The sequence below is a fragment of the Sphingobium scionense genome, assembly GCF_014197035.1.
Taxonomy (GTDB): Bacteria; Pseudomonadota; Alphaproteobacteria; order Sphingomonadales; family Sphingomonadaceae; genus Sphingobium; species Sphingobium scionense.
Window position 1 is genome coordinate 1 of record NZ_JACIEU010000030.1, and the last position, 16,530, is coordinate 16,530.

The window sequence follows — 16,530 nt, forward strand, 5'->3', positions numbered from 1 at the left end:
TATATCCCGCTCTTCCATACGCAGCTCCTCGCGGCGCTGCCGATAATCTCACATCTCGACCCTCAGCTCCACTGCGTCTGCTATCGGATGCGTACGATTAACCGCGGGCCACAGTCAGCCCAGGTCATCGACCGGCTAATTGCGTTAAAGGCAGAACGCCCTGAGACGCGCTTCCTGCTCGGCAATCACGAGGAGGCTTTCCTGACCGCCTTGGATGGTCACCGCGATGCCCTCCGATTTTTTGATCGTATCGGCGGGTCGGAGACGATCCTGAACTATGGCATCGCGCCGCACGCATATGAAGCAGCCGACTTCAGCGAGCTTGCTACGATGCTGCAAGCCGCCGTTCCATCCGCCCACCGAGCCTTCCTCGAAGGCTTCGAAGATATGATTGTCGAGGGTAACTATGTGTTTGTCCATGCCGGCGTCCGCCCGGGCATACCGCTTGAAAAGCAAAGAGCGAACGATCTGCGTTGGATCCGCGACGACTTCTTGCGCGCACCTGGCAATAAAAATAGACCCATCATTCCTGGTATGTTGATCATCCATGGGCATACCATCTTTGAGAAGATAGTCGAGCACCCCGGTCGAATTGGATTGGATACAGGCGCTTATCGCTCGGGCATACTGACCGCGATGGGATTTGAGGGCGGCGAGCGGTGGATCCTACAACAAAGCTGTCAACAGCCGCAACATAAGGGTGCATGACGAGTTCAGACAACAAGTGGATGCAGGAATTGGCTTGCACGACCACACGGTCAGTGATATTTTAAAAAAAATTTCCTCGAAAGGGATAATCGATATGGGCTTCCGCGTCCTCCTTGCCGGCGTAATGACATCGTCTCTGATAGCCGCGCCGGCTATGGCAAATTCCGCTTCATCACTTTCCGTCGCCAAGGCGGCAAATGTGAAGGCTGTGACCTCGTCCAAGAAATCGAGCAAGCTGCTGGAGGGGGGGCCCCTAATCGCCCTCTTGGGAGGCGCTGCGATTGTTGCTGGTGCTATCGTGATCGTGGCTGACGATAACGATAGCAAGCCAGATAGCAATTGATGTCGTGAAATAAGGCCTTAAATTATCGCCGGATTGAGTGCATTCCCAAGGCAACTACAGCCAAGCGAGTAGCGCATCGGCATTATATAGATAGGCGAATGCCAAAGAATCGGGATTACCGATTCAACTGACCTAATCAGCCAGATTAGCCACTAGCCATAATCTTAGCTTTCAGGCCTTATCTAGCCTGAGTCGGCGCAGGCGACATGTCCGGTTCTGCCGGTTCATGTTCCAATATAGACGGCGTTTCAGGGACGTCGGGAACTAATTCTATAGGCACATACGCCCATCCATCAAACAGCATAGGCTTGCTGCTCACGATGCGGCGCAATTCTCCATCCTGAAATATCATTGGAAGCCTCACCCCTAAGGTTGCCATCCCCCTATACTATGAAGCGATGCGGCGTGAAACCGAGAATTCGGCAGTTCATCCGATTTAGCATCCTCTGGATGAAAGCTTTGAGGACTACAATCCACATGAGTGACCCCTATGTCACTCAGGCCATTCCTGCGTCCAGATAGTCTTTTGGTAGAAGTTTGTCATATTCTTGAGCGAGGCAGTACCTCTCACCAAAAATGAACATTCCCGAATTCTACCACGAGATCACTCTATGGATCAGCCGCACAACGGGCTTATCCGACCCCATTTTGCATATACATGCCGGATTGGTGGTGCTGTTGACGGCACGCCTTATTTGCGCTCGGTCGCTAGGAACGTTTATTCCTTTTTTCTTCGTGATTCTGGCTGAGGCGACCAATGAGATTCTCGACTATATGGCCTATGGCTGGCGCCAAGCGGACACATATCTGGATATCGCCAATACTTTATTCTGGCCCCTCGTGATCAGCTTGGTTGTCCGTCTGCGACCGGTGCCGAGGCGGGATCATCGGTAAGGCAGATAACTTGCTTTACAAAGCCTGTTATGATTAAGACGCGCTCGCATTTAGGGGGCCGTTTTCATGTGCGGAATAGTTGGGATTGTAGGCCATAAGGATGTCGCAGCTCGGCTGCTGGATGGTCTTAAGCGCCTAGAATATCGAGGGTACGACTCCGCCGGTATTGCCACTTGCGGTGACGGAACGATCGAGCGGCGGCGGGCCTCCGGGAAACTGAACAATCTGGCCAATGAACTCCAGGTCGCCCCTCTGCTTGGAGCCGTTGGAATCGCGCATACACGTTGGGCCACCCATGGAGGCCCAACCATCAACAATGCTCATCCCCATGCCACTGCTGAGGTCGCTGTCGTTCACAATGGCATAATCGAGAATTTCAAGCCGCTCCGGGATATGCTCATCGCCCGCGGTCGCATCTTTACAAGTGAGACCGATACTGAAGTCGTGGCGCATCTGATCAGCGAGAAGGTGGAAGCCGGGGCCGATCCCATAGATGCAGTACGAGAGATGCTCCCTCAACTCCGCGGCGCCTTTGCTCTGGCGATCCTGTTTCGTGATCGGCCTGATTTATTAATCGGAGCACGACTTGGTTCTCCGCTGGTCGTAGGAATCGGGGAAGGGGAAAGCTATCTGGGCTCAGACGCGCTTGCACTCGCTTCACTGACCCAGCGTGTTATCTATCTGGAGGAAGGCGATTGGGTCATCTGCTCACGCGATGACGTGCGGATCTTTGATCAGGATAATCAGCCAACCCAGCGCCCGGTCACCCTGTCGGGTGTCGACGGTGAGCTGATTTCAAAGGGCAACCATCGCCATTATATGATCAAGGAGATCTATGAGCAGCCCATCGTCGTTGCTCAGACCCTGCGATCCTATCTGCGGCGTATCGACGAGACGCTGACGCTACCTATCCCAGATTTCGACCTCTCCCAGATAAAGCGCGTAACAATCGTAGCCTGCGGCACCAGCTTTTATGCAGGGATGGTTGCGAAATATTGGTTCGAGCAGTTTGCACGCGTACCGGTCGATCTCGATGTCGCATCCGAATTCCGTTATCGCGCCCCGGTGATCGAGCCGGGCGGGCTGGCGCTTTTTATCAGTCAGTCAGGCGAAACTGCGGACACTCTTGCAGCACTGCGCCATGCCCGCGAAGAGGGGCAGAAAATTGCCGTCGTGGTCAATGTGCCCACCAGCAGCATGGCGCGCGAGGCCCATCTGCTTCTGCCGACCCATGCCGGTCCTGAAATCGGTGTGGCTTCGACCAAGGCCTTTACCTGCCAGCTGGCGGTGCTCGCCGCGCTTGCTGCCAATCTGGCACGTGCCAAGGGGCGCTTGTCGGACGAGGACGAGCATTCAGTCGTCAAGCATCTTGCCGAAGCCCCGGCTGCGCTCAATGCAGCCCTTGCCTATGAGGACACGATCAAGGCCGTCGCCACCGAAATCGCGATGGCACGCGACGTGTTGTATCTGGGCCGCGGGACCAACTATCCGCTGGCGCTCGAAGGTGCTTTGAAGCTCAAGGAAATTAGTTATATCCACGCCGAAGGCTATGCGGCTGGTGAAATGAAGCACGGCCCCATCGCCCTGATCGACGAGACCGTACCGGTCATCGTCATCGCACCTTCGGGTCCGCTCTTTGAAAAGACCGTCAGCAACATGCAGGAAGTGCAGGCGCGCGGCGGCAAGGTGGTGTTGATCAGCGACTATGACGGGATCCAGGAAGCAGGTGCCGGTTGTCTCGCGACCATCACCATGCCAAAGGTTCATCCGTTAATCGCCCCTCTGGTCTACAGCGTGCCGGTGCAGTTGCTGGCCTATCATGTGGCTGTCACAAAAGGCACCGATGTAGATCAGCCACGCAACCTGGCGAAATCGGTCACGGTCGAGTGATGGCCGCGCTCGGGTGTTCGGGCAGAAACCATAGCAGCGCCGTACGATAATCAAGGATGCTTAAGGCAATGACGAGGGAAACGCGCAACGCCCTTCTTAGCGCACTGGAGTCACTGACCAGCCTGCCGCGTTCCGTACGTAGATGGCTGGTTTTTGGCTTTGACGGGCTGCTTTGCCTCGTCGCGGCCTGGATCGCTCTAGCCCTGCGCCTGGGAGAATGGCCGGACAATCTGCGCGCATTGCTGATCCTGACGGCGACCACGCTCTTTTTCTGGGCGGTGATCGCTTGGCCAGCCGGGGTCTATCGCAACCTCATCCGCTTCTCCGGCGCCCGCGCATCGGGTAGGCTGTTCTACGCCTGCGCATTCCTGATGGTTCCGCTGACGATCATCTTCGGCTTCATCCAGATAGGCGGCGTGCCCCGCACAATCGCCATTCTTCACCCGATCATCTTTTTCTTGGCAATGATCTTCCTGCGCCTCAGCATGCGCTTCGTCGTCAGCGATTTTCTGCATCTCGCGCGGGGCAAGACCGAGGAGCGGCGGCGACTGCTCATCTATGGCGCGGGGCGCGGCGGCCAGCAGCTGGCGAACTCCCTGCGGCAGGAGCCGCATCTGGTGCTTATCGGCTATATCGACGATGACGAGCGCCTCAGCAACCAGCAGCTCGATGGCGTCACCGTCTGGCATTCCTCCATCCTCGATCGCGTCCTGGAAGAACGGCGGGTGGATGAGGTCATCCTCGCGATCCCGAGCGCGCTGCGCGTGCGCCGACGCGAAATCGTGACCGCGCTGCAAGCCCGCAAGATCCATGTGCGCATGCTGCCGGGCATCGGCCAGTTGATCGATGGGCATTTCGCCGTCAACGACATTCGCGACGTGCAGGTCGAGGATCTGCTCGGCCGCGACGCCGTGGCGCCCAATGAATTGCTGATGGGTCGTTCGCTGCTTGCCAAGAATGTGATGGTGACGGGCGCGGGCGGCTCTATCGGCAGCGAGCTTTGCCGCCAGATCATCCGCTCGCGCCCCAAGCGGCTGATCCTTGTCGAGCAGTCGGAATATTTCCTGTACGCGATCGAGAGCGAACTGCGTCAGTTAGCCTTGGCGGAAGGCTATGATGTCGAGCTCGTCCCAGAGTTGGCTGATGTCGCCGACCGTTACTCGGTTTTTCGCATCTTCCGCCGCTGGCAACCCGAGACCGTCTATCACGCCGCTGCCTACAAGCATGTGCCACTGGTCGAGAGCAATCCGATTGCTGGCATGCGCAATAATATCTTCAGCACCCTCTACTGCGCGCTCGCCGCCGAGGCGGTGGGCGTCAGACGCTTCATCCTGGTGAGCACCGACAAGGCGGTGCGCCCGACCAATGTCATGGGCGCGTCCAAACGGGTTTGCGAACTCATCCTGCAAGCGCGCGCGCAGGAGCAGGACAGGACGCTCTTCACCATGGTCCGTTTCGGCAATGTGCTGGGATCGAGCGGCTCGGTCGTTCCCTTGTTCAAGACGCAGATCGCTGCAGGCGGCCCGGTGACGATCACGCACAGGGACGTCACCCGCTACTTCATGACCATCCCGGAAGCCTCGCAGCTCGTGATCCAGGCGGGCGGCATGGCCGAGGGCGGCGAAGTCTTCGTCCTTGATATGGGGCAACCAGTACTCATCCGAGATCTGGCGGAAACGATGGTGAAGCTTTCAGGCCTGTCGGTGCGAGACGAGGCGGCGCCAGAGGGCGACATCGAAATTGTCGAAGTCGGATTGCGGCCCGGCGAGAAGCTTTATGAAGAGCTGCTGATCGGCGACAATCCGGCGCCGACCATGCATTCACGCATCATGCAGGCGCGCGAAGCGGTGCATCCTTGGAATTCATTGTCGGATATCCTGGATGATCTGAAAGATTATCTAAAACAAGGCGATGTTCCAGAAGCACTGAGCATTTTACTGAGGCTTGTGCCTGAATATTCGCCCAAAGTTCTTTTGGAAATGGCAAACTAAAGTAATATCCATAATCTATTATGGCCACATAGTGATTATTTGGTTTTAATCATTAAATAGGACGGTTATTTATGAAAATAAAGGTTATGCTTGTTTTCGGCACGCGTCCTGAAGCCATTAAAATGGCTCCTCTTGCCCTTATGCTTACTCATGATGAACGTTTTGACTGTCGGATATGCGTTACAGGGCAGCATCGCCAGATGCTGGACCAGGTTCTCAATATTTTCGATCTCAAGGCGTCTTACGATCTTGAGATCATGCGGCCGAAGCAGGATCTCAGCGATATAACCAGCGCGGTTTTACTGGGAATGCGTGAGGTCTTCCAGCAGTTCCAGCCGGACATGGTGCTTGTCCATGGCGATACCGCCACGACCTTCTCAGCAAGCCTTGCTGCTTATTATCACCAAATCCCGATCGGCCATGTCGAAGCTGGTCTTCGGACGCATAATCTTTACTCGCCTTGGCCCGAAGAAGCCAATCGAAAGCTTACCGGCGCATTGACCGCACTGCATTTCGCGCCGACGCCATCGTCTGAAGCCAATCTACTTCGCGAGGGCGTGGATCAGAGCAATATCCTGGTGACGGGCAACACCGTTATCGATGCGCTTTTACAGGTCGTCGACAGGTTGAAGACTGACGAGCTCCTTGTGCGCGAGGTTCAGGCGCAGCTGCCGCAGTTCGACAATGACCGCCGCATGATGTTGGTGACAGGCCATCGGCGCGAAAGTTTCGGTGGAGGCTTTGAACGCATATGCCAGGCGCTGGCGAAGATCGCTGCCGATTTCCCGGACGTCGACATCGTCTACCCAGTTCACCTCAACCCGCAGGTGCAGGAGCCGGTCAACCGGCTGCTGGTAGATATCCCAAACATCCACTTGATCGCGCCGCAGGAATATTTGCCCTTCGTTTATCTGATGGATCGCGCGCATATCTTGCTGACCGATTCCGGCGGCGTACAGGAAGAAGCGCCATCCTTAGGCAAGCCCGTCCTCGTCATGCGCGACACGACCGAGCGTCCCGAGGCCGTTGAGGCCGGGACCGTCAAGCTCGTCGGCACCGATACGCAATTGATTGTACAGGAAGTCACCCGTCTTCTAACAGATGAAGAAGAATATACGCGGATGAGCTTTGCCCATAACCCCTATGGCGACGGCGCTGCGTGTAAGCGCATCGCCGATGCCTTGGCCGATTGGGCCGAACGACATTTTCAGAACAAGGATAGCGAGGCAGCATGACCAGCCCCACCATTTCCGTCATCGGCCTGGGCTATATCGGCTTGCCGACAGCCGCCATGTTCGCGTCGCGCAAGGTCAAGGTGATCGGCGTCGACGTCAACGTGAAAGCGGTGGAGACGATCAATCGCGGCGAAATTCATATTGTCGAGCCTGACCTCGACATCGCGGTCCATGCGGCCGTCACTGAGGGCTTCCTGCACGCCACTACCACGCCTGAGCCGGCGGACGCCTTTCTGATCGCGGTGCCGACACCGTTCCGGGGCGACGATCATGATCCTGATCTTAGCTACATCGAAGCAGCGGCCCGCGCGATCGCGCCTGTCCTTCAGGCCGGCAATCTGGTCGTTCTGGAATCGACATCTCCCGTCGGTGCGACGGAACAGCTTGCCGAGTGGCTGGCGGCCGCGCGTCCGGACCTGAGCTTTCCGCAGGCAGCCGGCGAAGCGTCAGATATCCGCGTCGCGCATTGCCCCGAGCGTGTTCTGCCCGGCAAGGTCATGCAGGAGCTCATTCATAACGACCGCGTGATCGGTGGCATGACGCCCAAATGCTCGGCCGCCGCAGTCGCGCTCTACAAGATTTTCGTCGATGGCGAATGTGTGGTTACGAACGCCCGTACGGCCGAGATGGCCAAACTGACCGAAAACAGCTTCCGCGACGTCAACATCGCCTTTGCCAACGAGCTGTCAATCATCTGCGACAAGCTGGATATCGACGTATGGGAACTCATCGCGCTGGCCAATCGCCACCCTCGGGTCAACATCCTGCAACCTGGGCCAGGCGTCGGCGGGCACTGCATCGCGGTTGACCCGTGGTTCATCGTATCGAAGACCCCGGAAGAGGCGCGCCTGATCCGCACCGCGCGTGAGGTGAATGATAGCAAACCGCACTGGGTGCTGGACAAGGTCAAGGAGGCTGTCGCGCGGCATCTGGACGCGAACCCCGGACAGAGCGAAGCGGACGTGACGATCGCCTGTTACGGGCTGGCGTTCAAGCCGGATATCGATGACCTTCGGGAGAGCCCGGCGGTGGAGATCGTAAAGGCGTTGGCCGAAACGCATCCGGGGCAGGTGCTTGCTGTCGAACCGAATATCACGACGCTGCCGCCTAAGTTAGTGAAGGCTGCATTGGTGAGCGTTGGCGATGCTGCCCACGCACAAGTGCATGTAATGTTGGTCGATCACCGCGAGTTTAAGGACGCCGCCGTGCCTACAAAATCTGTTGTAGATGTTCGCGGTGTGTGGCCTCGGCCACCAGCGGTGCCACGACAAAACGCTGACCTAGCATTGCAATGCTGACTGGCAGCTAAATGCCAAACATATCCGTTACTGCGCTTTATAGAATTGCTCTTCCGGCCTTCATTCGGGGGTTGGCCGTAGCTATGTCGCTTGGCGCGGTTTTGCTTTCATATCATGTCCTGCCAGCCACGGAATTTACTGAGCTTAACCTGATTTTGTTCTGCGTTGCTGCAGGGTCTTCGCTCGCAGCCCCTATCAACAGGAATTTCTGGCTCGAAGATCCAGAGCGCGCATTTGCCCCGGCGTCGGCGTCTTCTATGGTGCTGACATGGGGCGCCGTATTGATTGGCTATGCCGTTCCACATATTCTGGGCTATCGTGACATTGGGTCAATAACCGCATCTTTTGCGGCAATATTATATGTTTTTTCCAAAAGTTCGGAACGATTTCTTTATTCATTAACGCTTTCGAGATCCAACATTAATCAGGCTCTTTTTATAATGTTGGTTTTTTCTTTTTCAGAAATACTGTCTCTTGCGTTCATGTATGTCATGACATTGGAGAGCGTAGGCTATCGCCTGGCCTTGCCCGCTCTTATTTTTATCTGTTTCATTGGATTTACGCGCTTTCGGACTTCCATCCGTCAGACACTCATTACACTTCGAACACCGCGTAATGTGCTGGCGGATATCTACACCCTTACGGTGCGCGCGCCGGGACCATCCGTCCTGCTGCTGACCGCTGCCATGACCGCTGCGGGTATGATCGACCGTCTGTTTGTGGCCTATGGGAATATATTCGATGCCCGTTTAGGGGCAGATTATCTGCTGGCTCTATCATATGCGATCGCGTTACAGACCGTCCTAAACATACTATTCGATATCGCACGGCGGCATATCTTCTTTCAGGATCAATGGCAGCCTAGGGCAAAGGCCTATTCTACCGCCATCTTAGGTATGTTGCTGGGCACCTGCCTTGTGGCCATTGCCTTTTACCCGCTTTTCACAGCTTTCAAGATTATACCGTCCACCATTGCATGGATAACATGGGCGGCAATGGCTTTAAGATCGACGGCATTGCTAGCCGGTTATATCTGCTTCGTGGATATGTTCCAAAAGGGCAATACCATGCCCGCACTGACGGTTGCCATATCTATCCTCGCGTCCGTCATATTGTTCTTTGTGTTCCTTGGCACTGGCGTGAGCCTTGTCGTGTCGTCTTCCGTCATGGCAGCGGCATTGCTCGTCGTACTGCTGACCCTTTGTATTCGACTGCCGCTGGCGATCAAAAAACAGGCAGCATTGTGCACGGTAGGAGACTAAAAATGGGAGATGAACGGCTATTGGAAGCCACTCCAGGGACCTGCGGATTGTGGGTCTACGGCGCAATACCGCCAGAGCCTGCAGGCGGAGTTTCCACGTTCGTAGAGCGGCTAGTGCATACGAAATCGATTAACGTGGAGGGAGTTATTGACCCTTATTTCGGCAAGAAAAATAAGGTCGATGTGAGACATGTCGTCGCTAAAAGTTCAAAATTAAAAGATAGATTTATAGTATTTCTGCAACTTCTCACGGTCCGCGATCGACAGTTGCTAATTAATGCTTCGAATCCACATGCTATTATTTATTTATATCCTTTCCTCTTAGGCAGAAAACGCGAAACATTTCTTATTTTGCATCACGGTAATCTGAGAATTAAAGGAGTTTTAGAATGGATATTTCGGAAAGCAATAGACCAGTATTCATTCGTGGGATGCTTAAGTGAAGATCAACGGAATTTCTACATTTCAAAAAAAATTATAGATGATAAATTGATACTAGTTAATAATTATATACCTGCCATTAAACAAGAATCTATTATTTCCAGTACGAAATTAGATCAGGTTATAAATTGGATAAATAAAGGACAAGGAAGTATCGTTATATCTTCTGGATATGCGCATGAATTTTACCATCATGACTGGCTGCTAGATGCACTTAATGATAGCTCAGATTTCGAAGACGTGCGTTATATAGTCTGCTGCTATGGGCCGATGACACCCTTCCTCGATACATTGCGTGCAAAAGCAAGCGGCTTGAAACAGGCATTGGTGATCCATGGATTAAATCCTGCTGAGTTTGATTATGTATTGGAGCTTGCAGACGTCTATGTCCGAGCTTCTGACGTGGACAGTTTTGGGATCGCGGCGTGGGACGCAGCGGCGAAGGGCGCGGCGGTAGTTGCCTCAAATGTTTGTGAGCGTCCGCCAGAGGCCATTGTTCACCCGAAGGGGAATAGACGAGCGTTCCTTGCATCGCTTCGCGCAGCCTTGGCTTTACATCCTAGAGAGCAGAAAGAAATCAAAGGTGTAAAAAACAGGGTCAACATCGAATCATTCTTAAAATTAAAATATTTTAACGAGACAAAAAAGTGACCTTTTTTGCATTTATCTTAATCGCTTTTAACGCATCTCTATGTGTTTATTTGTTTATTGAAAAATGCAAGAATAATTCTGCTTCTCAATTCTTTTATTTAAGTCTAATTGGCCTTGTATTCTTTCCAAGCTTGTTCGACCTCGATCAGGGATATTATTCATTTCACCCGTTTGCATCGCCGATATATTTATCGGCAGAATTAATGCAGTCAGTACAAACTAAAATACTTTTTATGATGATCTCATTTTTAATATTCGAAAAATTATGTGATATTTCACTAGGTATATATTCTATAGATTTACCATATACCGTAACGAATAAAAACGCTTATAACTACATATTAATAATGTTATGTATAATAGTATTATTTGGCGGGCTATATTTTGGATTTTCTTCGCTTGCAACAACTGATATGGAACAGTTGAGGGGCGGGGCAATCGGAAAGTTTTCTCTTTTAATTATATACACTCAAATTGTTCTTATAGGAATGCCGGCATTCTATTTTCTTAGGTTCAATAGGCCCTATATAGCTATTATATGTGCTGCAACTTTTTTGTTTACCTACCTTCTATTAGGTGGATCTAGACAAATAATTGTATTTTCAATTGCAATTTTTGTTAGTTTAATTCTTTATAAATCAGGAAAAAGCAAGTATGTAATATTAATATTATTATTTACAGTAGGATTTTCATCTATTGATTTCGTTTTGCAATTATTTAAGCTATTGCGAAACCTCCCTTCAATGGACGCGCGACTAGATTTTGCGATGCAACTCATAGCTGGCAAAATCCCATGGTCGGCATTGACTGCCGATCAACTAGGTTCAGAATCAAATGTTCGTTATGTCATGTATGGATTTCTCTCCGAAAGTCCTCCATCTGATTTTGGAAAATTTTCCTATTTTGGAAGGTCTCTATTATTTTGGCTTCCGTCGTCGTTAGACTTCTTGGGAATAAAACCGGCTGATTTTGAAGCCACAATGTTTGCTGAAGCCATGGGAAATCGCAGCGGGACGATGCATGCTACGTTCTTTGGATCAGCATATGCCGATACTGGAATATATTCTTTTATTTGGATTGGATGGTTTGTCGCAATTTTCAGAGCTTTGGACTGGTGGTTGAATAAAATACCCATATATCAAAGATCTTTCGTTTGGGGATCTTGTATATATTTTTCATTTATGGTTGCAAGAGGATCATTTTACGCGCCGTTAGTCGTTATGACTGTAGCTTTGCTAGTCGCACAGTTCTTAATATATTTAGATCGACACAATACTGGGGCCAAAATTTCTGCTGGGGGAAGCCGTGCTTAACCTTTTGGGAAGCGCTACCAAGATCTTGGTCGGGTTCGCGACATTTTCCGCGGCTTTGTGGTCCGGTGGTTGATTATCTTTCAGGGGGACAATGCGGGCGAGGACTGCGTGTCGAAAGTGGCCTAAGGATCAGGCAGGGCTTTCATGCGGGCGTTCGCATCGGCGCAGGTGTCTACATCGGCAAAGATACGACCGTTGATAGTCCGGCCGGCAGCGTGCTTTCCATCGCTGACGATGTGACGCTAACGCAGGGTGTTTTTATCAGTGTGGCTCAATTTGTCGGGATCGGTAAGGGAAGCATGATCGGTGAATACTGCTCGATCCGCGATTGCAACACGGCATGGACCTTAGCAGCCCCATGAAGCATCAGCCGCTGATACTAGCATCTGTCGAGGTGGGCGGAGATGTGTGGATCGGGCGCGGCTGCGCCATTCTGGCAGGGGTTACTATTGGGGATGGAGCTGTAATAGGCGCGAACGCTGTCGTCACCCGCAATGTTGATCAATGCGCCATCGTTGGGGGTATCCCCGCTAAACTTATTCGTTTCAGGAATTAGTCAGTGAAACAAGTCCTTCAAGACCTCTCGGCAGGCAGAACCGAGCTCGTTGATTGCCCCGCGCCAGCAGCTCGGCGCGGGCAGCTGCTCATCGACACGGCCGTATCGCTTATCTCCGCCGGGACGGAGCGTATGCTGGTCGATTTCGGCCGCGCCAGCCTTGTCGCCAAGGCGCGGCAGCAGCCGGAAAAGGTCGCCCAGGTTCTGGACAAGGTGCGCACGGACGGGCTGCTGACCACGATGGAGGCGGTTCGCTCGAAACTGGGGCAACCTATCCCCCTTGGCTATTGCAATGTCGGCATCGTGCGCGAAGCCGGGACCGGGGTGAATGGTTTTCAGCCCAGCGACCGGGTCGTCTCCAACGGGCCGCACGCCGATGTGGTGTCGGTTCCTGTCAATCTGTGCGCGCGCATCCCGGACGAGGTCAGCGATGAGGCGGCGGCCTTCACGGTCGTCGCTGCCATCGGCCTGCAGGGCATCCGTTTGGCAGGCCCGACGCTCGGCGAAGCCTTTGTCGTGACCGGCGCGGGGCTGATCGGCCTGCTCACCATCCAGCTGCTGCGCGCGCAGGGGTGCCGCGTGCTCGCGATCGACTTTGACGAGGCCAAGCTTGCCATCGCGCGCGGCTTTGGCGCGGACACATGCAATCCAGCCAGGGGCGAAGACCCGATCGCAGCGGGCATTGCCTTTAGCCGCGGCACGGGCGTGGACGGCGTCATCATCACCGCCTCGACGAAATCCTCCGACCCCGTGACGCAGGCGGCGCGCATGTGCCGCAAACGCGGCCGCATCGTGCTGGTCGGGGTGACCGGGCTGGACCTCAATCGCGCCGATTTCTATGAAAAGGAATTGTCCTTTCAGGTGTCCTGTTCATACGGGCCGGGCCGCTACGATCCAGCCTATGAGGATCAGGGACAGGATTACCCCATCGGCTTCGTCCGCTGGACCGAGCAGCGCAACTTCGAGGCCGTGCTGGATCTGATGGCCAGCGGCCAGATGGATGTCCGCCCGCTTATCTCGCATCGCTTCCCCTTCGAGGACGCGCCGGCCGCTTATGAAAGACTTGCCGGCGACAAGGGCTCTCTGGGCATCCTGCTGGGGTATCAGCATGCCGTTGAGGAGCGGCACAAGCGCACGGTGGAGTTGCACCCCACGGTAACGACTATCGCCCCTTCCGCGCCCGTCGTCGGCTTCATCGGCGCAGGCAATTATGCCGGACGCATGCTCATCCCCGCTTTCCGAAAAGCCGGGGCGACCTTGCACAGCATCGCATCTGCGGGCGGCGTCAGCGGCGTCGTACAGGGCAAACGGCTCGGTTTCACAAATGCCACGTCCGACACGGCCGGCTTGCTCAACGAGCCTGCCATCAACACTGTCGCCATCGCCACGCGCCACGACAGCCATGCTAAATTGACGATCGACGCCCTCCATGCCGGGAAGCATGTCTTTGTCGAAAAGCCGCTGGCGCTCAATTTGGAGGAACTGGAGGCTGTCAAGGAGGCTCATGCGGCGGCAAATCGGCTGGTGATGGTAGGCTTCAATCGCCGATTTGCGCCGCTAGTACAGGCGATGAAGCGGCAACTTGACCCGGTGCGCGAACCCAAATCGATCATCATGGTCATGAACGCAGGCGCTATTCCAGCAGATCATTGGACGCAGGACCAAGCAACTGGTGGTGGCCGCATCATCGGGGAAGCGTGCCATCATATCGACCTGATGCGCTTTCTGGTCGGCGCACCGATCGTCTCGATGTCCGCTCGCAAGATGGGGGACAATCACGCCGTCGAAATTACCGAAGACAAGGCCGTGCTCACGCTCGGCTTTGCAGACGGTTCGTTCGGCACCATCCATTACCTTGCCAACGGCGGCGCTTCCTTCCCTAAGGAACGGGTGGAAATATTCACTGCGGGTCGTACGCTACAACTCGATAATTTCCTGCGGTTGCGCGGCTATAATTGGCGCGGCTTCCGCAATCAGAAGTCTTGGCGGCAGGACAAGGGGCAGGAAGCCTGCGCCGCCGCCTTCCTTTCTGCCATCAGCAACGGGGGGCCAGCGCCCATTCCATTCGACGAATTGGAGGAAGTCGCCCGCATAACCATCGAAGCAGCGGATATGCTACGCGCGCAGCGATAGAATGAAGCACTGGACATCCCTGAAAACGTTAGCGGCACTCGGCCCCGCCTCTATCGCGCGCGTCGGCCTCTATCGTCTAGGCCTGAAATCGGGACGGCATCCGGTGCAGCGGATTGTCGCCGATGTGCCGGCCGGGCCGTTGTTCGCTACACCGCAGGCCCGCCCTGGTCTACCGCCGCCTAACAGGCGCTGGACAGATCGCCTGTGGTGGTTCGGCTGGTTCAGCATGGAGCGGTCCGAAGGTACGCCTGATTGGCACCTCAATCCCTTTACCAATGCGCGAGGCGATCAGACGCGCCCCTGGTGGACGATCCCCGACTTTGCGGGTTCCGGGGATATCAAGGGCGTGTGGGAATTATCGCGCTTCGGGTGGCTCGCCTCCTGCGCGACTCAAGCGGCCCATGGCGATACCAAGGCCCTTGCAACGATCAATCAATGGCTGCAATCCTGGCTACAGGACAATCCGCCCTATCTTGGCGTCAACTGGAAATGCGGGCAGGAAGCTGCATTGCGGGTCATCCACCTCATGGCAGCCGCACTTGTCCTCGATCAGGATCGTACGCCGCAACCAATGCTCGCTGCAACGATCGCGTTACATTTGAAACGTATCGCGCCGACTATGTCCTATGCGATCGGGCAGGATAATAATCATGGCACATCGGAAGCTGCCGCCATGTTCATCGGAGGCAGCTTTCTGTCCGCGCTGGGCTGGCGCGAAGCTCGGACATGGGCCAGAACGGGGCGCCGCTGGCTGGAGAATAGGGCACGTCATCTGATCGCGCCTGATGGCAGTTTCAGCCAATATTCGATCGTCTATCACCGCCTGATGCTCGACACTTTCTCTTTTGTCGAAGTGTGGCGGCGGCGGCATGACCTCGCTCCTTTCTCTGCGACAATGCGCAATCGCTTGGATGCGGCGACGGCATGGCTCGATGCGATGGTCGATCGCACTTCCGGCGATACGCCCAATCTAGGGGCCAATGACGGAGCCCATATCCTGCCGCTCACTGAGACGGATTATCGCGACTTCCGTCCTTCCTTGCAATTAGCGTCCGTGTTGTTCCGGGGGCAGCGCGCAATGAAAGATACCGGATCGTGGGATGACCAACTCCATTGGCTGGGCCTTTCATCGGCCATCGAGCTCGCGCCGGAGCCAGTGAGCACCAGTTTCGACAATGGTGGGTTTCATGTGCTGCGCAATGATCGGGCAACGGCCTGTCTGCGCTACCCCCGGTTCCGTTTCCGCCCCAGTCAGTCCGATTTGCTGCACTTGGATCTTTGGGCCGACGGACGTAACCTGCTGCGCGACGCGGGAAGTTTCAGCTATAATGCGGCACCCGATATCAGCGCTTATTTTGCGGGAACGGCTGCGCATAACAGCATCGAATTTAATGGCCGTGACCAAATGCCCCGGCTTAGCCGCTTCCTGTTCGGCGCTTGGCCAAAAGCGCGCGAGGTACGCTCGATCCGTAATCCCGACAATCGCTGCGCCGCCGCCTTTACCGACGATCGGGGTATGTTCCACCATCGGGACGTGTCACTTCAGCCGGATGGCTTCACCTGTGTCGATACGATCTCAGGGCCGTTCGATAACGCGATCTTGCGCTGGCGCCTTTTGCCCGGTCTCTATCAGCTGGAAGGCCATCATCTGATTGGGGCGCATTTACAGCTGTCGATAAGCTGCGACGATCCCAATTTCACTATGCACCTGACCACGGGCGCAGAGTCCCGTTATTATTTGCATCAGGCGGAAATCCCAGTTCTAGAGATTAGGTTGAAGCGCCCTTGCCGGATCGACACAACAGGTAAATTCTAA

At 54.7% G+C, this 16,530-nt stretch carries 14 protein-coding genes; all 14 read left to right on the forward strand.

Annotation, left to right across the window (positions count from 1 at the left end; all coding sequences use genetic code 11):
- The coding region (locus tag GGQ90_RS23935; protein WP_188084189.1) for a serine/threonine protein phosphatase at nucleotides 1-708 on the forward strand (708 nt) is incomplete at its 5' end.
- 34 nt (nucleotides 709-742) lie between these two features.
- The gene (locus GGQ90_RS23940) at nucleotides 743-1,051 is read left to right on the forward strand and encodes a hypothetical protein (RefSeq protein WP_236711414.1); all 309 of its coding nucleotides are present in this window, start codon (nucleotides 743-745) and stop codon (nucleotides 1,049-1,051) included.
- A 576-nt stretch (nucleotides 1,052-1,627) separates the two neighbouring features.
- On the forward strand, nucleotides 1,628-1,945 hold the full coding sequence (locus GGQ90_RS23945) for a hypothetical protein (protein WP_059153587.1): 318 nt from the start codon (nucleotides 1,628-1,630) through the stop codon (nucleotides 1,943-1,945).
- A gap of 66 nt (nucleotides 1,946-2,011) precedes the next feature.
- Nucleotides 2,012-3,835: a glutamine--fructose-6-phosphate transaminase (isomerizing) gene (gene glmS, locus GGQ90_RS23950; RefSeq protein ID WP_188084190.1), complete on the forward strand. Its 1,824-nt coding sequence runs from the start codon at nucleotides 2,012-2,014 to the stop codon at nucleotides 3,833-3,835.
- 68 nt (nucleotides 3,836-3,903) lie between these two features.
- The gene (locus GGQ90_RS23955; protein WP_246428414.1) at nucleotides 3,904-5,826 is read left to right on the forward strand and encodes a polysaccharide biosynthesis protein; all 1,923 of its coding nucleotides are present in this window, start codon (nucleotides 3,904-3,906) and stop codon (nucleotides 5,824-5,826) included.
- Between the two features lie 71 nt (nucleotides 5,827-5,897).
- Nucleotides 5,898-7,061 (forward strand): non-hydrolyzing UDP-N-acetylglucosamine 2-epimerase, encoded by a 1,164-nt coding sequence (gene wecB, locus GGQ90_RS23960; RefSeq protein WP_188084192.1) that lies wholly within the window; start codon nucleotides 5,898-5,900, stop codon nucleotides 7,059-7,061.
- Nucleotides 7,058-8,359: a UDP-N-acetyl-D-mannosamine dehydrogenase gene (gene wecC, locus GGQ90_RS23965; protein WP_188084193.1), complete on the forward strand. Its 1,302-nt coding sequence runs from the start codon at nucleotides 7,058-7,060 to the stop codon at nucleotides 8,357-8,359. The genes wecB and wecC overlap by 4 nt, the downstream gene beginning before the upstream one ends.
- Nucleotides 8,360-8,370: 11 nt before the next feature.
- The gene (locus GGQ90_RS23970; protein WP_188084194.1) at nucleotides 8,371-9,621 is read left to right on the forward strand and encodes a hypothetical protein; all 1,251 of its coding nucleotides are present in this window, start codon (nucleotides 8,371-8,373) and stop codon (nucleotides 9,619-9,621) included.
- 2 nt (nucleotides 9,622-9,623) lie between these two features.
- Entirely contained in the window at nucleotides 9,624-10,712 is a 1,089-nt protein-coding gene (locus tag GGQ90_RS23975) for a glycosyltransferase (RefSeq protein ID WP_188084195.1), read from the forward strand.
- Nucleotides 10,709-12,025 (forward strand): hypothetical protein, encoded by a 1,317-nt coding sequence (locus GGQ90_RS23980; RefSeq protein ID WP_188084196.1) that lies wholly within the window; start codon nucleotides 10,709-10,711, stop codon nucleotides 12,023-12,025. The genes GGQ90_RS23975 and GGQ90_RS23980 overlap by 4 nt, the downstream gene beginning before the upstream one ends.
- Nucleotides 12,026-12,090: 65 nt before the next feature.
- Nucleotides 12,091-12,387 carry a hypothetical protein gene (locus GGQ90_RS23985; RefSeq protein ID WP_188084197.1) on the forward strand — a complete coding sequence of 99 codons (297 nt, stop codon included), beginning with the start codon at nucleotides 12,091-12,093 and terminating at the stop codon, nucleotides 12,385-12,387.
- Nucleotides 12,384-12,581 (forward strand): DapH/DapD/GlmU-related protein, encoded by a 198-nt coding sequence (locus GGQ90_RS29450; protein WP_281391459.1) that lies wholly within the window; start codon nucleotides 12,384-12,386, stop codon nucleotides 12,579-12,581. Before GGQ90_RS23985 ends, GGQ90_RS29450 begins: the two co-directional genes overlap by 4 nt.
- Nucleotides 12,582-13,064: 483 nt before the next feature.
- Entirely contained in the window at nucleotides 13,065-14,714 is a 1,650-nt protein-coding gene (locus GGQ90_RS23995) for a bi-domain-containing oxidoreductase (RefSeq protein WP_223178423.1), read from the forward strand.
- Nucleotide 14,715: 1 nt separating this feature from the next.
- Nucleotides 14,716-16,530: a heparinase II/III family protein gene (locus GGQ90_RS24000; RefSeq protein ID WP_188084200.1), complete on the forward strand. Its 1,815-nt coding sequence runs from the start codon at nucleotides 14,716-14,718 to the stop codon at nucleotides 16,528-16,530.

Bases quoted from the DNA above. Each gene is read 5' to 3' on its own strand.
- GGQ90_RS23970 (WP_188084194.1), top strand. From the start codon at position 8,371: ATGCCAAACATATCCGTTACTGCGCTTTATAGAATTGCTCTTCCGGCC.
- glmS (WP_188084190.1), top strand. From the start codon at position 2,012: ATGTGCGGAATAGTTGGGATTGTAGGCCATAAGGATGTCGCAGCTCGG.
- wecC (WP_188084193.1), top strand. From the start codon at position 7,058: ATGACCAGCCCCACCATTTCCGTCATCGGCCTGGGCTATATCGGCTTG.
- GGQ90_RS24000 (WP_188084200.1), top strand. From the start codon at position 14,716: ATGAAGCACTGGACATCCCTGAAAACGTTAGCGGCACTCGGCCCCGCC.
- GGQ90_RS23945 (WP_059153587.1), top strand. From the start codon at position 1,628: ATGAACATTCCCGAATTCTACCACGAGATCACTCTATGGATCAGCCGC.
- GGQ90_RS29450 (WP_281391459.1), top strand. From the start codon at position 12,384: ATGAAGCATCAGCCGCTGATACTAGCATCTGTCGAGGTGGGCGGAGAT.
- GGQ90_RS23975 (WP_188084195.1), top strand. From the start codon at position 9,624: ATGGGAGATGAACGGCTATTGGAAGCCACTCCAGGGACCTGCGGATTG.
- GGQ90_RS23955 (WP_246428414.1), top strand. From the start codon at position 3,904: ATGACGAGGGAAACGCGCAACGCCCTTCTTAGCGCACTGGAGTCACTG.
- wecB (WP_188084192.1), top strand. From the start codon at position 5,898: ATGAAAATAAAGGTTATGCTTGTTTTCGGCACGCGTCCTGAAGCCATT.